15 protein-coding genes and 1 tRNA gene are annotated in these 20,818 nt (G+C 38.7%); 8 read left to right on the top strand and 8 right to left on the bottom strand.

What is annotated here, in order from left to right:
• Positions 1-18: 18 nt before the first annotated feature.
• The 6 genes from NQ505_RS01175 to NQ505_RS01150 all read right to left on the bottom strand — a co-directional run bounded on the left by NQ505_RS01175 (position 19) and on the right by NQ505_RS01150 (position 9,317).
• Complete coding sequence (locus NQ505_RS01175) at positions 19-1,698, bottom strand: PKD-like family lipoprotein (RefSeq protein WP_004326459.1); 1,680 nt, start codon at positions 1,696-1,698, stop codon at positions 19-21.
• Positions 1,699-1,714: 16 nt separating this feature from the next.
• The gene (locus tag NQ505_RS01170) at positions 1,715-2,566 is read right to left on the bottom strand and encodes a DUF4843 domain-containing protein (protein WP_229097447.1); all 852 of its coding nucleotides are present in this window, start codon (positions 2,564-2,566) and stop codon (positions 1,715-1,717) included.
• Between the two features lie 17 nt (positions 2,567-2,583).
• Positions 2,584-4,095 (bottom strand): RagB/SusD family nutrient uptake outer membrane protein, encoded by a 1,512-nt coding sequence (locus NQ505_RS01165; protein ID WP_004326457.1) that lies wholly within the window; start codon positions 4,093-4,095, stop codon positions 2,584-2,586.
• Between the two features lie 10 nt (positions 4,096-4,105).
• Entirely contained in the window at positions 4,106-7,438 is a 3,333-nt protein-coding gene (locus NQ505_RS01160) for a SusC/RagA family TonB-linked outer membrane protein (protein WP_004326456.1), read from the bottom strand.
• Positions 7,439-7,462: 24 nt separating this feature from the next.
• Positions 7,463-8,653, bottom strand: coding sequence for a FecR family protein (locus NQ505_RS01155; RefSeq protein ID WP_008999060.1), 1,191 nt, complete (start codon positions 8,651-8,653; stop codon positions 7,463-7,465).
• Between the two features lie 82 nt (positions 8,654-8,735).
• A complete protein-coding gene (locus NQ505_RS01150) occupies positions 8,736-9,317 on the bottom strand; it encodes an RNA polymerase sigma-70 factor (RefSeq protein WP_004326452.1) in 582 nt (193 codons plus the stop codon).
• 373 nt (positions 9,318-9,690) lie between these two features.
• Here NQ505_RS01150 and guaA point away from each other — a divergent pair, with 373 nt between their 5' ends.
• Positions 9,691-10,995 (top strand): glutamine-hydrolyzing GMP synthase, encoded by a 1,305-nt coding sequence (gene guaA / locus NQ505_RS01145; RefSeq protein WP_008999059.1) that lies wholly within the window; start codon positions 9,691-9,693, stop codon positions 10,993-10,995.
• Between the two features lie 180 nt (positions 10,996-11,175).
• On the opposite strand, the gene NQ505_RS01140 is transcribed toward guaA, so the two are convergent.
• Positions 11,176-11,249, bottom strand: a tRNA-Met gene (locus tag NQ505_RS01140).
• A 223-nt stretch (positions 11,250-11,472) separates the two neighbouring features.
• On the opposite strand from NQ505_RS01140, the gene NQ505_RS01135 reads away from it, so the two are divergent.
• From NQ505_RS01135 to NQ505_RS01120, 4 genes are all read left to right on the top strand, one after another.
• Positions 11,473-11,859 (top strand): START-like domain-containing protein, encoded by a 387-nt coding sequence (locus NQ505_RS01135; protein WP_008999058.1) that lies wholly within the window; start codon positions 11,473-11,475, stop codon positions 11,857-11,859.
• 76 nt (positions 11,860-11,935) lie between these two features.
• On the top strand, positions 11,936-13,834 hold the full coding sequence (locus NQ505_RS01130) for an LptF/LptG family permease (RefSeq protein WP_032853511.1): 1,899 nt from the start codon (positions 11,936-11,938) through the stop codon (positions 13,832-13,834).
• A gap of 5 nt (positions 13,835-13,839) precedes the next feature.
• Positions 13,840-15,057, top strand: coding sequence for a bifunctional 3,4-dihydroxy-2-butanone-4-phosphate synthase/GTP cyclohydrolase II (locus tag NQ505_RS01125; RefSeq protein WP_004299085.1), 1,218 nt, complete (start codon positions 13,840-13,842; stop codon positions 15,055-15,057).
• A gap of 82 nt (positions 15,058-15,139) precedes the next feature.
• The gene (locus NQ505_RS01120; RefSeq protein ID WP_008999056.1) at positions 15,140-16,333 is read left to right on the top strand and encodes a pyridoxal phosphate-dependent aminotransferase; all 1,194 of its coding nucleotides are present in this window, start codon (positions 15,140-15,142) and stop codon (positions 16,331-16,333) included.
• 223 nt (positions 16,334-16,556) lie between these two features.
• Here the strand turns inward: NQ505_RS01120 and NQ505_RS01115 are convergent, their stop codons facing one another.
• Entirely contained in the window at positions 16,557-16,727 is a 171-nt protein-coding gene (locus tag NQ505_RS01115; RefSeq protein WP_002559159.1) for a DUF362 domain-containing protein, read from the bottom strand.
• Between the two features lie 180 nt (positions 16,728-16,907).
• Here NQ505_RS01115 and metA point away from each other — a divergent pair, with 180 nt between their 5' ends.
• Genes metA through NQ505_RS01100 form a run of 3 tightly spaced genes read left to right on the top strand, consistent with a single transcriptional unit; the run spans position 16,908 to position 20,793 of the window.
• Positions 16,908-17,825 (top strand): homoserine O-succinyltransferase, encoded by a 918-nt coding sequence (gene metA / locus NQ505_RS01110; protein ID WP_004299113.1) that lies wholly within the window; start codon positions 16,908-16,910, stop codon positions 17,823-17,825.
• Entirely contained in the window at positions 17,822-19,651 is a 1,830-nt protein-coding gene (locus tag NQ505_RS01105; RefSeq protein WP_008999055.1) for a peptidase U32 family protein, read from the top strand. Before metA ends, NQ505_RS01105 begins: the two co-directional genes overlap by 4 nt.
• Positions 19,648-20,793: a zinc ribbon domain-containing protein gene (locus tag NQ505_RS01100; protein WP_008999054.1), complete on the top strand. Its 1,146-nt coding sequence runs from the start codon at positions 19,648-19,650 to the stop codon at positions 20,791-20,793. The genes NQ505_RS01105 and NQ505_RS01100 overlap by 4 nt, the downstream gene beginning before the upstream one ends.
• Positions 20,794-20,818: the final 25 nt, after the last annotated feature.

Raw genomic sequence — 20,818 nt, 5'->3', positions numbered from 1 at the left:
TATTTTTATGAAATTAGATTAATATCCTGTTGTCGTTACATCTAGAATTTTGCCAAAACCATCATAGGTTTTGGCTTTGGAAGGGTCGAGTGTGCCACTAGCAACTTGTGTAATTGGGATAATGTGTACCTTTCCTTCATATTCGCTTGATTGTGTAGTAACAATGATAGCTTTATTATTCCATTCGGTTTGAGGGACAGTAGGATTATCTCCGACAATTAAATTACAATTGTAATTATATAGTCCTTGTTGATACATTTTGGCTTTCGTAATAATTTCTCCGGATTGTGGAGTATATTTAGCTGTTGTCGAAACAGTGGCAGTACTACCAGCCCCGTAATTTATGGTGTAGATACCATCAGTAGTAGTTACATATAATAATAGATTTCTGTTTGAAAAGAATATAGATATTGCTTTATCTAGCAGTGCGGTTCCTTCCGATGGAATCGTATATTTATTTCTGGCAGATGCAGGTTGACTAGGTGAAGTGACTATCCAGTTATCTCCATCATAATGGCCTTCTTCTCCAATGTATCTACTAAAAGTGTAAATAGAATATGTTCCGTTCGTATCATCTTTCATGAGAAATACGATTTGGCTCATATCTTCAAATACAACAGCTGAAATTGCTGTTTGATTGGGTAATTTGTTCGGATCAAAATTATTATTAGCATCAAAGCTTTTCACTTGCATAAATTGTCCGGAGCCATTACAAGTAATAAATGAAGCACGTTCTTTATCATAAAATGTTAGATGTTGCTGGTCGGCTCCAGATAAAGAATTAGATACATGTCCAGTATTGGGACTATATGCTATTACGTTATTGTTTACTTTATATGAACTTAATGCCCCAGCAGGACCACTAAATCTGTTTACTGTTGATGAAGCTAGAGTATACAAATTGTTGGAAGTATTAATATAAAAATTGCTGTGGCTTTGAAAAGCCGATAATACTTGCAATCCGTTGGGTTTGTCAATGATGAGAGACTGATCCTCGAATTGACCATTTTGTGTATAATCAAGACAATTAAAACGCGCTAATGTTGCATCACCTAAAATAGTCCAGACCTGATTTGTTTGAATAGATGAACCATATCCCATCACTTCATAAACAAGTGTTTGCATTAGACCATTAAAAGGCTGTCCATTAAGCGATGTTAATATCTTTCGAAAGATTTGTTCGTCCTTATTATAATTCACGGTAAATGCTTGATTGTTTATAAGAGTTAGATCTGATGTTGTACCATTTTGTGTGTCACTGATTAATAATCCATCAAGAAAAGTGCTTTGTACATATATTTTCCAATATTTAGTATATTGCAGATTATCATGAACAGTATCTGTTATAGTTAATAATAGAGTGTATGGTGAGGTAGATACCGGACGTTCTACGATATAGTTTAATTGAGGATCTGTACTGATAATTTCATATTCAAAATTATAGGAAGAGGAGGAAGTGACAGGAGTTTCTGTTAGAGCCCATTCATAAGTTAATGCATCTGTATTGGTACCTTCGGCAATTTGAATGTCAGGTATCAATGTTAATTCTTCCATGCTTCCTACATAAAGTTCACTCTGTTTTTCTGTAAAAGTAATATTGCCTATATTGTTAGTTGCTAATGTACTACTATCGTCATAGCAAGAATATAAACTGAGTAGACATAGCAATAGAGGACTAATAAATATATATTTTTTCATACTTCTTTATTTTATGTTAATATTTACGAGCTTCAATTGGTTGACCCAATAAGGTACCTGCATCATGTAATAGTGGTGTGTCATGTGTGCTATTATATTCTTCTATGTATTTTCCTAGTTGAGTTGCAAAACTAGAATAGCTTTGTTCAACATTTAATAGAATATAGTGAGGTAGATACTTATAATTAGCCTGCGTGAAATATCTTTTATATGCAGCCGGATATTCGGGATGTGCATCCGGATTATCCCAATCATTCCAGTTGAAAGCAGCTATTATGGTTTTAAGCGCATTAGGACTGTAATAGCTAATACTAGAAGACGAAAAAGATAATGGGCTTTGTATTAACATATTATATGTTATTCTAGTATATGTGTTAGGAGGAGTGGGTATTGAATTACTCCATGACAAAGCTGCATTTAAATATAGTGAGGGACCTTTTTCTAATTCGTCAGAAGATTGAATAGATATTCGTAGTTCATACGTCTTATCTCCAGTTACATTATATAATTTAATCCTTATATATCCTTCGTTGTGATTGGCGGGGATTATTCCTTCCATTAGCTCATAGGATCCTTCTGTTGCTGTACTCTTTTCTGTATCTATTGTATAGTTGACAGTTCTGTCTTTATCACTAGTATTACCAATTAGTATTACAGGTATATCATATATCACATATTCATCCAAAGGATTGGAGACGAATGAATAACTTTGATATACTATTCCATCACCACCATATCCATCACTGTTTTTATTGCTGAAACGCACTGCATCGTTTTCGCTATTATAATAGGGAATGGCTTCGTTCTCACAACTGAGAAAGATGCCAATTACTATCATTCCAATTATATAATTTATTTTTTTCATCATATTCTGTAGTTTATAAGTTATTGAACTCGTCCGGATTGGATTTCAAATTCTGGATAAGGAAGTACATATTGTGCATCCTCCATGTCTTCTGTATAGTTAGGAATGGTTTTAGTTCCAGTTCTTTTATAATAGTAAAACATAACTCCTTCTGACAGAAATTCCTTATGATATTCTTTTTGAATTTCTACTAAAATTTGTTCGGCATCTAAATCCTCCAAAGGTGTGTATAATCCTCTTTTTTCACGCACAGTGTTCAAACAGTTAAGAGCGAGTGGCAGATTGGGATTATTTTGTTTGACATAACATTCTGCCGCGATATAGTAGATTTCAGGAATACGAATCATGGATATTTTGTTCTTGTAATCATTAGCAAGATCAGATTGATAAACTTTCAATGGTGTATATCCTGTGTTTTGGGCGTTAGTGTTTGGCTCCATTAATGTTGTTAAGCGTATATCCGTTGCAGAATTTTCGTATAAACTCATAGCATCTGTTGTGAGTAAATACATAGGTGTATTTTCACTGTCGAGATAATATGGTTTGATATAATTAACAATTCGTGAAGCAACGTCAGACACATTTAATCCAAAAATATTCTCACGACTCATAGAAGTACAAGATTTGTTGACAGTTTCTGGAGTCAGGAAATTGCAATAAGTATACATTTCATTGATTGCAATATTATTTTCTAATGCTGTGATGATTTCATTAGCTGCTGATAACGCATTGACGATATCTTCATTTTTTCCTCTCCATAAATATACTCGTGCCTGTAATGCCTTTACAGCATAGTAGTTCATACGGAGAGTACGCTCATTAAAAAAGCCTTCTTCGTTATATTCTTGGTAGAAAGAAGCAGCTTTGGTTTTAGTAATAGGATCGTAGTCTTTCAGTAAAGCAGCTGCTTCATTTAAATCGTTTAGTAGTAATTTGATTGTTTCTGCACCACTATATTGGGGAGCTGGGTCCTTGGAAACTTCGGTAGCATAAGGTATGGTTCGTTTCTCATCAAGCTCTGTATCTCGTTGACTCCAGTTACCATAACCATAAAGTCGTAATAGATCAAAATGTATATAAGCTCGAATGGCTAATAATTCTCCTTTAATAATATGGTAGTTGAGGTCGTCAAGTATTTCTTTCTTTTCTTCTATATTGGCTAGTTCGTCATTAACATTGACTATCACATTATACGCTTTCTCCCAGATCTCTTCAACTGTCGGAGTTGTGTAAGTATTTGTATAATTGAAAGATTGTAGCCAATACGCTAAACCTATATTTGTTGAATTTACATAAGGATTGAATTGGTGTGCCATAATTTCTGTTGCAAACCAAGAGAGGTTTGTACCATAGAGTGCATCATCAGTCATTCCGATATAACAACCTATTAGAGATTGTTGAAAGCCGGTAACAGAACTAAAATGATCATCTTTGCGTATTTCTGATGGTGCGGTTACATCAAACCAGTCACTACAAGAGCTAGCGATAAGGCTTGTCATATAAATGAGGATAATATATATATACTTTTTCATATTGAATAATTTAGAATGTTGCAGTTAATGAGAATGACATTGTTCGTGCAAATGGATAGTTTAATCCTCGTTCTACTTTTATTGATGAAAATGTTGTGATGTCGTTCATATTGAATGCTAGCCGTAGACGTTGCATATATAATTTTTGGTAGATAGAACGTGGAAATTCATAATAAGCACTAATGGCCGAGATAGATAACTCACGGCGGTCTTGTACAAAACGAGTTGTTGCACGAGTTGTTGTTGCAGAATCAAACTTCTTATATTGTGTTTGTTGACCGTATGTAGTCCATCGCCCTTCCAATAGACGTCTGTCTACATTATAGTCAATATCTGCGTTTTCTACTCGGTCTACTAATGTGGAATTATAAAATTGACAACCTGCTAAGTAGCTGAGTGTTGCGCTAATTCCGATTCCTTTATATTCAGCTGTAAATCCTCCTGTGCCGCGGTATTTAGGACTGGAATCACCGGCTGGAACCATATCATTTGAAGAGTAAACATAAGTATAGCTTCCATCTTTTTTAATATATACTTCTTGTCCTGTTTGAGGATCAATTCCAGCAGAGGGCACTGCCCATATTGTATTCATTGACATTCCGTCTTGATACATCAATACAGGGGCAGACTGATTTGCTTCTTCTGCCATTTTCTGCATTTTTTCATTATATGCGCGCATGCTGTCGGATAAACGAATAATTTTGTTTTTGTTATAAACAAAAGTACCATATAGATTGACGAAACCTTCTGGTCCTTGCCATATAGTATAATTTGCATTGAGTTCAATACCCGAGTTACGTACTAGTCCTAGATTGTCTTTTATACTGCTGAACCCAGTGGAAGTAGGGATGCTTACATCGGTTAGCATATTTTTTGTATCAGCAGAATAGTAATCAAATTTTAGTGTAAGCCCGGCAACTCTTATATCTGCGCCCACATTATAATCTTTTTTTTGTTCCCATTTTAATTTTGAGTTAGGAAGGTTATTCAAGTAGGCTCCTGTCATAGGATTTGTTGTTCCTCCATAGGTGATTCCTGAATAATATTGATAAGTAGCTATGGCTGCACTAGTATTGAAATTTTGGTTTCCTGTCAATCCGACAGAGGCACGTAATTTCAGTTGTTTGATCCAAGATATATCTTTCATAAATACTTCGTTGTGTAAATTCCAGCCTAACCCGAATGACCAGCTATTAGCCCATCGGTTATCCGAACCATATAAGGAAGAGGCACTCTCACGTATGGTTGCATCTGCTAAGTATCTGTTGTCATAATCGTAAGATGCAGCTAATAAAAAGCTTGCTTCACGATTAATAGATGAGCTTCCTTTAGGGGTTGTTCCAGCCAAATATTGTTTGGCAAATGTTATGTCTGCATTACTGGAGTTTGAAAAACCTTCGGCCGTATGTTGGTAAGCTGAATATTGATCCTCTGATAAAAAGAAACCAGCATTGGCAAAGATTGTATGTTTCTTGATCATTTTGTTATAATTTATATTGAAGTCTCCAGACAGCGAACTCGATTTCCCATTTTCCATTATATACTGCCCACGGCGTATTATTTCATCCTGTGAGGTGTAAGTAGCAAACATGGAATGTTGGGCTGGATAGAAATCATCCGAATTATTTCGTTTTTGTGAAACTCCCAAACGTATAGTTGCTTTCCAATCAGGGTGAAATAACCATTCTGTATAAAAGTTGTTGGTGAATTCTAGGTAACTACTGGTGAAACTGGTACCGATAGTGGCATCATATAATGGATTTGCCACTTTTAAATCATCATTGTACTCTGCCCAACGTAGTACTTTCCCATTTTCATCAGTTGCTTGCCAATAAGGATTCATTTTACTATAATCGCTGAATGAACCATATGGAGAGTCATTACTGTTATTAGATATTATTGAGAATATATTTCTAAATATAATATTGTTACGACGATAAGAAATATTGGCATTACCTGAAATATTGCGTCGGTCGGATCCCTTCATGACTCCAGTTATCTGATTGTATGTGAAATCAAGTACGGCGCGTAAACTTTGTGAATCTCCGACTTCGATATTTAGGTTATGCTTATGTCCAATTCCTGTATGGAGTGGCTTGGCTAACCAATATGTATCTAATCCTTGTAAGGCCATTTGTTTACGTGTATTGTATAACTGATTAAGTTCGATCTGAGTATCTAAATTTGCATTTCTATATACTCCATCTAAACGTTCTGCTTCAAGTTTTTCCAGTGCATTACATAAATCATAGCTTGTTAAATCAGGCATTTCAAACGAAAGACTTCCATTATAAGTGATACGTTGTTCATTTCCTGCCAACCGTTTGGTTTCAATTACAATAACGCCATTGGCAGCTTTTGATCCATATAATGCTTTAGCAGAGGCATCTTTTAAGATTGTGATACTTTCAATGCGATTCATATCCATATCCATCACAGTTTCGGCAGTTGTTTCAAAACCATCAAGAATGAATAAGGGTTGATTAGGTTGATTTTGATAGTTGCTTTTTAATGAACTTGTCTCTGTTGTTGGAAAGCTGGAAGTACCACGCATGGACATTGTTGGAGTTGTATTAGGATCGGAACCCATGCTGAAATTATCTGCGATGTATAACGTAGGGTCTAAGTTCTTCAAACTTTGAAAAACATTCTGATTTCCGACACGCATCAGATCTTTGCTTGAAATAGTAGTTGCTGCCCCAGTAAAACTTTCCGCTTTACGAGTATAAATACCAGTAACGATAACTTCATCTAATTTAGTATCACTCTTTAGAGTAATATTTTTCCGTACATCATTCCGACCACTATTAATCATCACTTGTTGAGTAGACATTCCGATATATGAAAAGGTGATAGTACATGTTGTATTAGTGGGAATCTCTATACTGTATTTACCATTATTGTCAGTTATAGCAAATCGTTGAAGATCACTAATTACAACATTAACACCGGGTAAGGGGTATCCTTCTTCGTCTGATACAATACCGGTTGCGGAGCGTTTATCTCCTTGTTGTTCTGCTTTAGAGATGGTAACAATATCTCTTTCCATGCTATAGGTGAGTCCTGTGCCATTAAGAACAGTGCGTAGTACGCTATCCACAGTTTCATCTTTTACATGGATGGTGATGGGTTTCAGTGACTTTGTCTGCTCTGTGTTGTAGACAAAGCTTAATCCGGTTTGTTGTCTTAAAGCATCGAAAAATTCTTTGACAGTGACAGATTCCAGATTTAAAGTTACTTTTTTGCCACTTTTAGGAATGGCAAACATCATTGTGGGTAATAGTAATAATACTATTACTAGAGAAAGTATTCGGACTCTTTCTCTACTTTTTGTCTTTCTCATTCTTTCTTCTTGTTTAATTAGTAATTAATTGTCTGTGATTAAAATCTCTCTTCCTTTTATCTTTATTTGTAAATTCGTAGTACGTGCTATTGCTTTTAATATGGGGCTGATTGTGGCATATCGGTCCATGTTTCCTGTAAATCGAAGTTGTTTAAGTTCGGAAGTGCCAAAGGAAATGTCTACATTATACCAATGTTCTAAGATCTCAACAATATTCTCCAAAGTGCGATTCTCAAAGATGAGTCGTCCTTCATTCCATGCTATATAGGGAGTTAGATCTACATTATGTATTGATATATTGTTGTTCTTTTGCTCAATATGGGCTAATTGTCCAGGTTTAATGAATTGTTCTTGGCTGCTTTTTGTGGGTATAATACTAATGCTTCCTTTTACTAATGCAACTTCTGTACGTTCGGGGCTAAAAGTGTTAACGTTAAATTCTGTGCCATACTGTCTTATTGTTCCATGGTCGGTGATAACATAGAAAGGACGAGTATCTTGGGCAACTTTAAAATAGGCTTCTCCTTTAAGATAAACCATACGTTTCGTCTGACTGAATTTTACTGGATATCGTAATTCTGTATTATAGTTAAGATGTACGGTTGTTCCATCTTCAAAGGTTACTCTGAACTCATTACCTTGTTCTGTGGTTAACGTATTATTTTCTATAACTTCGCTCCGTTGTTTCAGAATACTATCTATATTTGTATTAGGTGTTGTCGGATAGATAAGAGCACCATTCTGCGCTATAGCAGTTGTGGAATGATTAACTTTAACTGGTGTTGGATATGTTGGGGTAAGTGATTGCTTGTTGTTGCCAGCTAAAATCAATGTAGCTTTAGGAATTCCTGGCTGAATTGCATCTCCCAAAGTAAGATTGTCTGATACTTGTATTTCGGAAGAAGTGTAAAAATACCATCCCCCTGCTACTATTATTATAGGTAATATAAAGATAGCTGCATATTTCAGAAAAATTGATGTGATTGATGCTTGGCAATATTTTTTCTTAAAGTGTTTCCATGCCTGATGTGAATTTATTTGTGTATATGCTTCGTAGCGTTTACGAAAAGACATGTTTGTGCATAAACGGTTGAAAAACTCTTCATGTTGTGGAGAGTTTTTGATCCAATTGTCAAGCTGTTCCTTTTCGGGATCAGTAAGATCACCGAGTAGATATTTGGCTATTAATTTTTCTGCATCTACCTTTATCTTCATATATCTGTTGTCTTATCATTTGTTAATAAGACAACATGAAGATTAAAAAGAGGTACAAACTTTCTAAAAAAGATTATTTTGATTATGAAAAAAACTTGGAACTATACAAAATGTCACATAAAGGAAGCAAGAAGTAGCATGTACCCATCTGTTCTTTGATAGATTGTATAGCCCTTTTCTTTTGTGTCTTTACAGTTTCGATCGAAATTCCTAGTGCGGTAGCTATTTCTTCATTTTTTTTCCCATCCATGTGCAATAGGAATATTTCCCGGCAGCGTGTTGGTAAATTATCGATAGCGCGAAAAAGTAATCGGTATATTTCTTCTTCATTGGTATCTTCTTCTTCTGTGATTTCTCGATAAGTGCTTGCCAAACGTTCAAGATAAAGAGATTCTACATTTTGATGTTTTAGATAATTGAGAGAAGCATTCCGTATAGAGTTATAGAGATAAGTCCGGAAAGAAGGTAATGATAAGAATCTCATTTTCTTTTCCCACATAGTTGCGAAAAGATCCTGTACAATATCTTCTGCTGCTTGTTGGGAAGAGAGAAAATTAATAGCATACAACACCAATGCCTTATAATATTCATTATAAAGTTGATGATAAGCAGTTGGGTGTTGCTCATTTATACCTTTTATAAAGGAACTTTTCTCTTCGTTCATAGTGAAATATTATGTTGATTCTCTGTTTATGCAGCAAAAGTATAAAATATCTAGGATAAAAGAAGTCTTTCAAACTCTATACTGTTTGTGAATGCATCTTTTTTTTTCTTAGTTCGTACAAAATAATAATATTGTAATTATAGAAAAATAGTCCTTTGCCATTTTGCAAAGTGTAATTCTTGGTATCTGCTTGATTTAGGTTGTAACTTCGTTTTTTATTTGGGATAGTATAATTGCTAAAAACGTTACTCTGTTCTGAAACTTTAGAGAATCAATGCATTATAGTCTCTCTAAAAATCTTTATATTTGCAGACCGTTTGAAAAATGATAGTGAATAATAACAATACAATAACTTAAAAACAACCAAAATCAGATGAAGCAGGATATGATTGTTATCCTTGACTTGGGTAGTCATGAGAATACGGTATTGGCTCGCGCCATCCGTGCATTAGGAGTTTATAGTGAGATTTATCCTCACGATATCACAGTAGAAGAACTGAAAGCATTGCCCAATGTAAAGGGTATTATTATCAATGGTGGCCCGAATAATGTAATCGATGGTGTTGCTATTGATATAAATCCGGCTATCTATACTTTGGGAATTCCTGTCATGGCTGCAGGGCATGATAAAGCAACTTGTGAAGTGAAGTTGGCAGAATTTACAGATGATATCGAGGCTATAAAGGCTGCAGTAAAGTCTTTTGTTTTCGATACTTGTAAAGCTGAAGCTAACTGGAACATGAAGAACTTTGTCAATGACCAGATAGAATTGATTAAGCGTCAGGTGGGCGATAAGAAAGTATTGTTGGCCCTGTCGGGTGGAGTTGATAGCTCTGTGGTAGCTGCTTTACTTCTGAAAGCTATTGGTAACAATCTGGTATGCGTACATGTTAATCATGGTTTGATGCGTAAGGGAGAGTCTGAAGATGTGGTTGAGGTATTCAACCAGTTGAAGGCAAATCTTGTGTATGTAGATGTAACCGATCGTTTTCTGAATAAGTTGGCTGGTGTAGAAGATCCGGAGCAGAAACGTAAAATTATTGGTGGCGAGTTTATTCGTGTGTTCGAAGAAGAAGCGCGTAAGTTGAACGGTATTGATTTCTTAGGTCAAGGTACTATTTATCCGGATATTGTGGAAAGTGGAACGAAAACTGCTAAAATGGTGAAATCTCACCATAATGTAGGTGGTTTGCCCGAAGATTTAAAATTCCAACTTGTAGAACCATTGCGCCAATTATTTAAAGATGAAGTTCGTGCTTGTGGCTTGGAGTTAGGTTTACCTTATGAAATGGTTTACCGTCAACCGTTCCCTGGACCTGGTTTGGGTGTACGTTGTTTAGGTGCTATTACACGTGATCGTTTGGAGGCAGTGCGTGAATCCGATGCCATTCTGCGTGAAGAGTTCCAACTTGCCGGACTGGATAAAAAAGTATGGCAATACTTTACCGTAGTGCCTGATTTTAAATCCGTGGGTGTACGTGACAATGCTCGTTCTTTTGATTGGCCGGTTATTATTCGCGCTGTCAATACGGTGGATGCTATGACGGCTACTATTGAGCCGATTGATTGGCCTATCCTGATGAAGATAACAGACCGTATTCTGAAAGAAGTGAAGAATGTAAATCGCGTTTGTTATGATATGTCGCCGAAACCTAATGCGACTATAGAATGGGAATAGAAAAACTTTTTAAATGATATTTCGATAGCCTCAATTTTTTGTAAGTTGAGGCTATTTTTATGGTTCAACGTTGGCTTCTGGTAGAAATGTAATTGAAGATTTCACAATGATTTCGCGAAGAGATAAAAAGAAAAAGGCACCCAGAAGTGGAAGCCTCCCAAATGCCTTATTCTTATCAAGTAGCGGGACCCGGGATTGAACCGGGGACCTCATGATTATGAATCATGCGCTCTAACCAGCTGAGCTATCCCGCCATCGTTTCTCGATTGCGGGTGCAAAGATAGATGATTTTTTATAATCTCCAAAACAATTCATAACTTTTTTGTGTTTTTTCTTTAATACGGGTCTTGATTTTCTCTATAAATAGGGAGTTTGATGCCCGATAATGAAAGAATAATTAATAAAGTGTCTGATTTATGCAGCGTATTTAGAAAAAAGTATTTATCTTGGCACACGTAAAAACAATTCGAAATTGCTATGAAAAAGGAAAAGATTCATTTGGAGTATTTGTTGAATGCAACGTCTAAAAATATTCTTTGGGGAGCTATTAGTACACCGACCGGGTTGGAGGACTGGTTTGCAGACAAAGTTATTTCTGACGATAAAATAGTAGAGTTTCATTGGGGCAAGACAGAACAGAGGAAAGCAGAGATTATTGCCATTCGCTCTTTCTCTTTTATCCGCTTCCGTTGGCAGGATGATGAAAACGAACGCGATTATTTTGAAATCAAGATGACTTATAATGAGCTGACTAGTGACTATGTGTTGGAAATTACCGATTTCGCAGAGCCGGATGAAGTAGCCGATATGAAAGAATTGTGGGAGTCGCAAGTAGCTAAATTAAGAAGAACTTGTGGTTTTTAGTTAACTTTCAACTAAAAATTTTCGATGCTCCTTTTTTTGTGCTAATTTTGCATCCTAATTGCACGAACCTATTAAGATGCTACGCATAAAGAAATTAGATATATTCATCGTAAAGAGTTTTTTGATGCTCTTTATTGGTACATTCTTCATCTGTCTGTTCATATTCATGATGCAGTTCCTGTGGAGATATGTAGACGAATTGGTCGGAAAAGGGTTGGAGATGAGCGTTATGGCTCAATTCTTCTTTTATTCCGCATTAACATTAGTGCCAGTATCGTTGCCATTGGCAGTGTTACTGGCTTCTTTGATTACTTTCGGTAACTTTGGCGAGCGTTATGAATTACTTGCAATGAAAGCTGCGGGTATTTCTCTACTTAAAATCATGCGTCCGCTCGCTTTCTTTGTTTGCGGACTTGTCGGTGTCTCATTCTATTTCCAAAATGTTGTTGGTCCTATCGCCCAGGCTAAGCTGGGAACCCTGATTCTTTCGATGAAACAGAAATCTCCGGAGTTGGATATTCCGGAAGGAGTTTTCTATTCTGAAATAAAGGATTATAATTTAAAGGTAGCTAAGAAGAACCGGAAGACCGGTATGCTATATGATGTGCTGATTTATAATATGAAGGACGGATTCGAAAACGCACATATTATATATGCCGACTCCGGACGTCTGGAGATGACTGCAGATAAACAACATCTCTGGTTGCATTTATATAGTGGCGATTTATTCGAGAACCTGAAAGCGCAGAGCCTGAAATCGCAGAATGTGCCTTATCGGCGTGAGTCATTCCGGGAAAAACATACCATTATTGAATTTAATTCCGATTTCAATATGGTTGATGGCGACATTATGGGCAAGCAGTCCAGTGCTAAGGATATGGCGCAGTTGCAAAGCTCTATCGACTCAATGACGGTAGTGGGAGATAGTATCGGACGACAATATTACAGGGAAGTGGCAGAAGGGAATTTCCGCGCTTCTTATGGATTGACAAAGGAAGATACGGTCAAAATAGAAAAGGCGGATATCCATGAATATAATGTGGACAGCCTTTACGAGGTAGCCTCTTTAACGCAGAAACAGAAGGTGCTTTCTTCTGCTGTCAGTCGGGCGGAGAATGTGGCCAACGATCTTGGGTTCAAGAAATTCACGATGGAGAACAATGATTATAGTATTCGCAAGCATAAGACGGAATGGCATAAGAAGATAACGATTTCACTCTCTTGTCTGCTGTTCTTCTTTATCGGAGCTCCATTGGGTGGAATTATCCGCAAAGGAGGGTTGGGAATGCCGGTAATTGTATCCGTGTTGGTATTTATTATTTACTATATCATAGATAATACAGGATATAAAATGGCCCGTGACGGTAAGTGGATAGTATGGATGGGAATGTGGACAAGTAGTGCGGTCCTTGCCCCATTAGGAGTTTTCCTTACCTATAAATCGAATAAGGACTCTGTTGTGCTTAATGCAGATGCCTATATCAACTGGTTCAAGAAGATTATGGGAATCCGTAGTGTACGCCATATATTTAAGAAAGAAGTGATTATCCATGATCCTGATTATCCACGTCTGACTGGTGATTTGGAACAACTCACAGCAGAGTGCAGAGCGTATGCTGCCAAGAAACGATTGGAAAAAGCACCCAATTACTTTAAATTGTGGATGTCAAGCGAAGATGACAACGAAGTAATGGCTATCAATGAGAAGCTGGAAGCGTTGGTTGAAGAAATGTCCAATACGAAATCTGCCACTTTGATCGGTGCATTAAACAATTATCCGGTTATTTCCGTTTCTGCTCATGTGCGCCCGTTCCATATATATTGGTTGAATCTGGTAGCCGGAGTTATTTTCCCTATCGGTTTATTTTTCTATTTCCGCATCTGGGCGTTCCGCGTTCGTCTGGCTAAGGATATGGAACGGATTATAAAGAACAATGAACAAATTCAATTCATCATACAGAAAATCAATAAATAAGTGTTATGAAAGAGACTATTAAAATGGATAGAATAGAAGATGCGATTGCCGACTTCAAAGAAGGCAAGTTTGTCATAGTAGTGGATGATGAGGACCGCGAAAATGAAGGCGACTTGATTATTGCCGCTGAAAAGATAACTCCCGAGAAAGTGAATTTCATGTTGAAGCATGCGCGTGGGGTGCTTTGTGCACCTGTCACAGTGTCTCGTTGCAAGGAGTTGGATTTGCCGCATCAGGTAAGTGACAATACTTCCGTGTTGGGAACTCCTTTTACGGTTACCATTGACAAACTGGAAGGCTGTACAACAGGTGTTTCTGCTTCCGACCGTGCCGCTACTATTCAGGCGTTGGCCGATCCTACTTCTACACCGGCAACCTTCGGGCGTCCCGGGCACATCAATCCGTTATATGCACAAGAAAAAGGAGTGCTTCGTCGTGCCGGACATACGGAAGCTACGATTGACATGGCTCGTCTGGCAGGACTTTACCCCGCAGGTGCCTTGATGGAAATCATGAGTGAAGATGGAACAATGGCACGTTTGCCCGAACTCCGCCAGATGGCAGATGAACATGGACTGAAACTGATCTCTATCCATGACCTGATTGTCTATCGTTTGAAACAGGAATCCATTGTGGAAAAAGGAGTGGAAGTAAACATGCCTACTGAACACGGGATGTTCCGTCTGATTCCTTTCCGCCAGAAATCAAACGGATTGGAGCACATGGCTATATTTAAAGGTACGTGGAGTGAAGACGAACCTATCCTGGTACGTGTTCACTCATCTTGTGCTACTGGAGATATCCTTGGTTCGCAGCGTTGTGACTGTGGCGAGCAGCTGCATAAAGCGATGGAAATGATCGAAAAAGAAGGAAAAGGTGTGGTGGTTTACCTTAATCAGGAAGGACGTGGCATCGGTCTGATGGAAAAGATGAAAGCCTATAAGTTGCAGGAAGACGGTATGGATACCGTTGATGCGAATATTTGCTTAGGACATCTTGCTGACGAACGTGATTATGGAGTAGGTGCACAGATCCTTCGTGAGCTGGGAGTACACAAAATGAGACTTTTGACAAATAATCCGGTAAAACGTGTTGGTTTGGAAGCCTATGGATTGGAGATTGTAGAAAATGTGCCTGTTGAAACAGTTCCTAATCCGTATAATGAGCGATACTTGAGAACAAAGAAAGAAAGAATGGGACATACTTTACATTTTAATAAGTAAATTGCCAATTTGTTTTCATATATCAAATATTATCGCTTATTTTGCAGCGATTTTCACTCAACAACAATAAAATAGATACAAAATGAATCAATTATCAGATCGTTTGAACAGCTTGTCGCCGTCGGCGACGCTTGCCATGTCTCAAAAGAGCAACGAGCTCAAGGCACAAGGCATTGATGTTATTAACTTAAGTGTAGGAGAGCCTGATTTTAATACTCCTGACCACATCAAAGAAGCTGCGAAAAAAGCCGTAGATGATAACTTTTCCCGCTACTCTCCGGTACCGGGCTATCCGGCTTTGCGCAATGCTATTGTTGAGAAACTGAAAAAAGAAAACGGTCTTGAATATACTGCCGCCCAGATTTCGTGTGCAAATGGTGCCAAACAATCTGTTTGTAATACAATCCTTGTATTGGTAAATCCGGGTGACGAAGTAATCGTGCCGGCTCCTTACTGGGTAAGCTACCCGGAAATGGTGAAAATGGCAGAAGGTACTCCCGTAATCGTTTCGGCAGGTATCGAACAAGATTTCAAGATTACTCCGGAACAGCTGGAAGCAGCTATTACTCCGAAGACGAAAGCATTGATTCTTTGCTCTCCGTCTAATCCGACAGGTTCTGTATATACAAAAGAAGAATTGGCCGGATTGTCTGCAGTATTGGCAAAACATCCGCAGGTGATAGTAATCGCTGATGAGATTTACGAACACATCAATTATATCGGCGCACATCAGAGTATCGCTCAATTCCCTGAAATGAAGGAACGTACAGTGATTGTAAACGGTGTATCTAAGGCTTACGCTATGACAGGATGGAGAATCGGTTTCATTGCCGGTCCGGAATGGATTGTAAAAGCTTGCAACAAGTTGCAAGGTCAGTACACTTCAGGTCCTTGCTCTGTTTCTCAAAAAGCTGCTGAAGCTGCATATACAGGAACACAAGAACCGGTAAAAGAAATGCAGAAAGCATTCGAACGCCGTCGTGACCTGATTGTGAAGTTGGCTAAAGAAGTTCCGGGATTTGAAGTAAACGTTCCGCAAGGTGCTTTCTACTTGTTCCCGAAATGCGATGCTTTCTTTGGAAAGAGCAACGGTGAACGTAAGATTGCAGATTCTGATGATTTGGCAATGTACTTGCTTGAAGAAGCTCACGTGGCTTGTGTAGGTGGTGCCTCTTTTGGTGCTCCTGAATGTATCCGCATGAGTTATGCTACAAGCGATGAAAATATCGTAGAGGCTATCCGTCGTATCAAGGAAGCATTAGCTAAATTGAAATAAGAGTTCACCACAGATTACACGGATGAACACAGATTAAAAGATTTTTTATTGTTCAATATATGTTTAAATTGTGATTCCCTTGCTGTAATATGTTGCAGTGAGGGAATTTTTATTTAGTTGAATATAAATAACCTGTGTCCATCTGTGTAATCTGTGGTGAAGACAAGAAATAAAAAAGGCTGCCTTCCGTAGAAAGCAGCCTGTACATTTTTTGTAGCTTGTATTATTCAGCCGGGTGAATTGCTTCAGACGGACAAACGTCTGCGCAAGTACCACAGTCAGTACATACATCTGGGTTGATAGAATAGATATCACCTTCAGAGATAGCTTCTACCGGACACTCGTCAATGCAAGTTCCGCAAGCAATACAATCGTCACTAATTACGTAAGCCATTTTTCTAAGATTTAAATTATTAGTACTAATTTCTTCGGCAAAAATAAAGCTTTTATTGATTAGTTGTTATGCTTCGATGATTAAATTGACTTAATTTGTACGTCTTCTAAATAAGCAACCTCCCTATAATCTGCTATATTTTTCGTATTTTTGCACTCAAATTATTAATATATAGCGATTATGCCTTTAAATTTACCCGATAAACTACCTGCGATAGAGCTTTTGAAGGAAGAAAATATTTTTGTGATCGACACTTCCCGCGCTACGCAGCAAGATATTCGTCCGCTACGGATTGTGATTCTGAATCTGATGCCGTTGAAGATTACAACGGAAACAGACTTGGTGCGCTTACTTTCGAATACACCTCTTCAGGTGGAGATTTCGTTTATGAAGATTAAGAGCCACACGTCGAAGAATACACCGATAGAACACATGAAAACGTTCTATACGGATTTCGATCAGATGCGTCATGAGAAGTATGATGGTATGATTATCACCGGAGCTCCTGTAGAACAGATGGACTTCGAAGAAGTGACCTATTGGGATGAGATTACGGAAATCTTTGATTGGGCACGTACGCATGTCACTTCTACCTTATATATATGTTGGGCAGCGCAGGCCGGATTGTATCATCATTATGGAATTCCTAAATATCCGTTGGAAGAGAAAATGTTCGGCATCTTTGAGCATCGTGTACTGGAACCTTTCCATTCCATCTTCCGTGGTTTTGACGATTGTTTCTATGTGCCGCATAGCCGTCATACGGAAGTGCGCAGGGAAGATATTCTGAAAGTTCCGGAACTGACGTTGCTTTCCGAATCGAAAGAGGCCGGTGTCTATATGGCAATGGCACGGGGCGGGCGTGAGTTCTTTGTCACGGGGCACTCTGAATATTCTCCGCTGACACTGGATACGGAATACCGCCGTGACTTGGATAAAGGCCTGCCAATAGAGATTCCCCGCAATTATTATATAGACGATGATCCTGAAAAAGGCCCGTTGGTACGTTGGCGTGCTCATGCCAATTTGTTGTTCTCCAACTGGTTGAACTACTTTGTTTATCAGGAAACACCTTACAACATCAATGATATTAAATGATAAAGCAGCGTAAAATAGAACTTCTCGCTCCGGCGAAAAACCTGGAATGTGGTATTGAAGCTATCAACCATGGTGCAGATGCTGTATATATCGGTGCTCCGAAATTCGGTGCCCGTGCGGCAGCTGTGAACTCATTGGAAGATATTGAAGCATTGGTGCAGCATGCTCATTTGTATAATGCACGTATTTATGTCACGGTCAATACGATTCTGAAAGAAGAGGAGTTGAAAGAAACGGAGGAGATGATTCATGCACTTTATCGGATCGGTGTCGATGCACTGATTGTACAGGATATGGGAATCACGAAACTGAATCTTCCTCCGATACCACTTCATGCCAGTACGCAGATGGACAATCGTACGCCGGAAAAAGTGAAGTTCCTTTGGGAAGCAGGTTTCCGTCAAGTGGTGTTGGCGCGGGAGTTATCGTTGCGTGAAATAAAGAAGATTCATGAAAGCTGTCCGGAAGTACCTTTGGAAGTATTTGTACATGGTGCTCTTTGTGTCAGTTATAGCGGGCAATGCTATGTTAGTCAAGCCTGTTTCGGTCGTAGTGCCAATCGTGGAGAGTGTGCACAATTCTGCCGTCTGCCTTTTAGTCTGGTAGATGCGGACGGGAAAGTGATTGTCAAAGACAAACATCTGCTTTCCCTGAAAGATATGAATCAAAGCGACGAACTGGAGCAACTACTGGATGCCGGAGCTTCTTCATTTAAAATAGAGGGACGACTGAAAGACGTATCTTATGTGAAGAATGTGACGGCCGCTTATCGCCAGAAACTGGATGCGATCTTTGCCCGTCGTCCGGAATATGTACGTGCTTCTTCGGGTACGTGTAGTTTCGAATTTAAACCACAACTCGATAAGAGTTTCAGTCGTGGATTCACGCATTATTTCCTGAATGGACGTGATAAAGAGATTTTCTCTTTCGACACTCCTAAGTCGCTGGGTGAAGAGATGGGAACCATGAAAGAGGCCCGGGGCAACTATCTGACAGTTGCCGGACTTAAATCCTTTAACAATGGAGACGGTGTTTGCTATATCGACGAACAGGGACGTTTGCAGGGTTTCCGTATCAACCGGGTGGACAGTAACAAACTCTATCCGCAGGAAATGCCCCGTATTAAGCCGCGTACTACACTGTATCGTAATTTCGACCAGGAATTTGAACGAATCCTTTCCCGCAAATCTGCCGAAAGGAAAATCGCAGTGAAAATCTTGCTTGCCGACAATAATTTTGGTTTCTCCCTGACATTGACTGATGAAGATGATAATAGCGTCACAATCACCCTCCCTCGTGAGAAAGAACTTGCCCGCACTCCACAGACGGACAATCTGAAAACGCAACTGTCCAAACTGGGGAATACACCTTTTGAAGCAAAAGAAATAGAAATATCCTTTACCGGAAATTGGTTTTTGCCAGCTTCAGTGTTAGCCGATTTCCGCAGACAGGCAATCGACCAATTGATAATTGCCCGTCGAATCAATTATCGTCAGGAATTGGCAGTATGGAAGCCAACGAGTCATGCTTTTCCGCAAACTACATTAACCTATCTGGGGAATGTAATGAACACCCGTGCAGCTTCTTTCTATCAGGAGCATGGGGTACAACAGGTAGCGGCAGCATACGAAAAAGAAGCAGTGGAAGATGCGGTACTGATGTTCTGCAAACATTGTTTGCGCTATAGTATGGGCTGGTGTCCTATCCATCAACGGGTCCGTTCGCCTTATAAAGAACCCTATTATTTGGTGTCGAATGACGGCAAACGTTTTCGTCTGGAATTTGATTGTAAGAATTGTCAAATGAAAGTAAAGGCGGCACAATGAGGATAATTAATCACGGAATTATTCGTCACAGAGGACGTAGAGGAGACAACGTTTCAACTCATCCTTCCGGAACCGCTCGTTTGAACGGTTTGTGGAAGAGAGATGGAAAATTCTTCTTCATGTTCTCTGTGTCTTCTATGTCGTCCGTGTCTTATAGTAACTCTGTGTTTTCTGCATTCTCTGTGGTGAAGTCTGTCATGAGCTTGCTATTGTGTCTGTTTTTGCTTTCGTCTTGTTATTATAAAACGCCTGCTCTGGATTCGGAGGAGCTGTCGAAGAAAACAAAAGATTCGCTGACTTACCTGTATGAACGCCATTATACATGGAATACAAACTTGGAAGTAGTCGATGATTCCATCTCTTTGGAATGCCTCCCGATAAAAGATACTTTTATTCAGTTGAATAGGGGGGATAGGGTAGTGGTTGCAGAGTTTGCGGTTCATCCTGCCGATAGTGTAGACAGCATTTGGGTGAAACTGGCACATACGCAAGATGAACAGGGCTGGATACGTGAGAAAGAACTCAAGAAGTCATTTGTACCGACTGATAGTATTTCGCAGGCTATTCATCTTTTCAGCGATACACATGCCTCTTATTTTGTGGTTATTTTTGCTTTATTTGTTGGAGCTTATTTGTTCCGTGCTTTCCGTCGGAAGCAGTTGCAGATGGTTTATTTTAATGATATAGACAGTGTTTATCCATTATTTCTCTGTCTGCTGATGGCGTTCAGTGCAACAATCTATGAGTCTATGCAGGTCTTTGTGCCGGAAACGTGGGAACATTTCTATTTCAATCCAACTTTGTCGCCGTTCAAAGTACCTTTCATTCTCTCTGTTTTCCTGTTGAGTATCTGGTTGTTTCTGATAGTCGCTTTGGCGGTATTGGATGATTTGTTCCGGCAATTGACTCCCGCTGCAGCTATCTTTTATCTGCTGGGACTGATGTCCTGTTGTATTTTCTGTTATTTCTTCTTTATCCTGATGACACATATCTATATCGGTTATCTATTCCTAGCCTTTTTTATTTTGGTTTTTGCGAAGAAGGTCTATCGGAACATTGGGTATAAGTATCGTTGCGGACATTGCGGGGAGAAACTAAAAGAGAAAGGTCTATGCCCCCATTGTGGAGCGATTAACGAGTAATTTTATTATCTGTTTTATTTCTGAA

Origin of the sequence: Bacteroides sp. D2 (assembly GCF_025147085.1) — a bacterium.
GTDB lineage: Bacteria > Bacteroidota > Bacteroidia > Bacteroidales > Bacteroidaceae > Bacteroides.
This window is presented reverse-complemented; position numbering and strand designations above follow the sequence as displayed.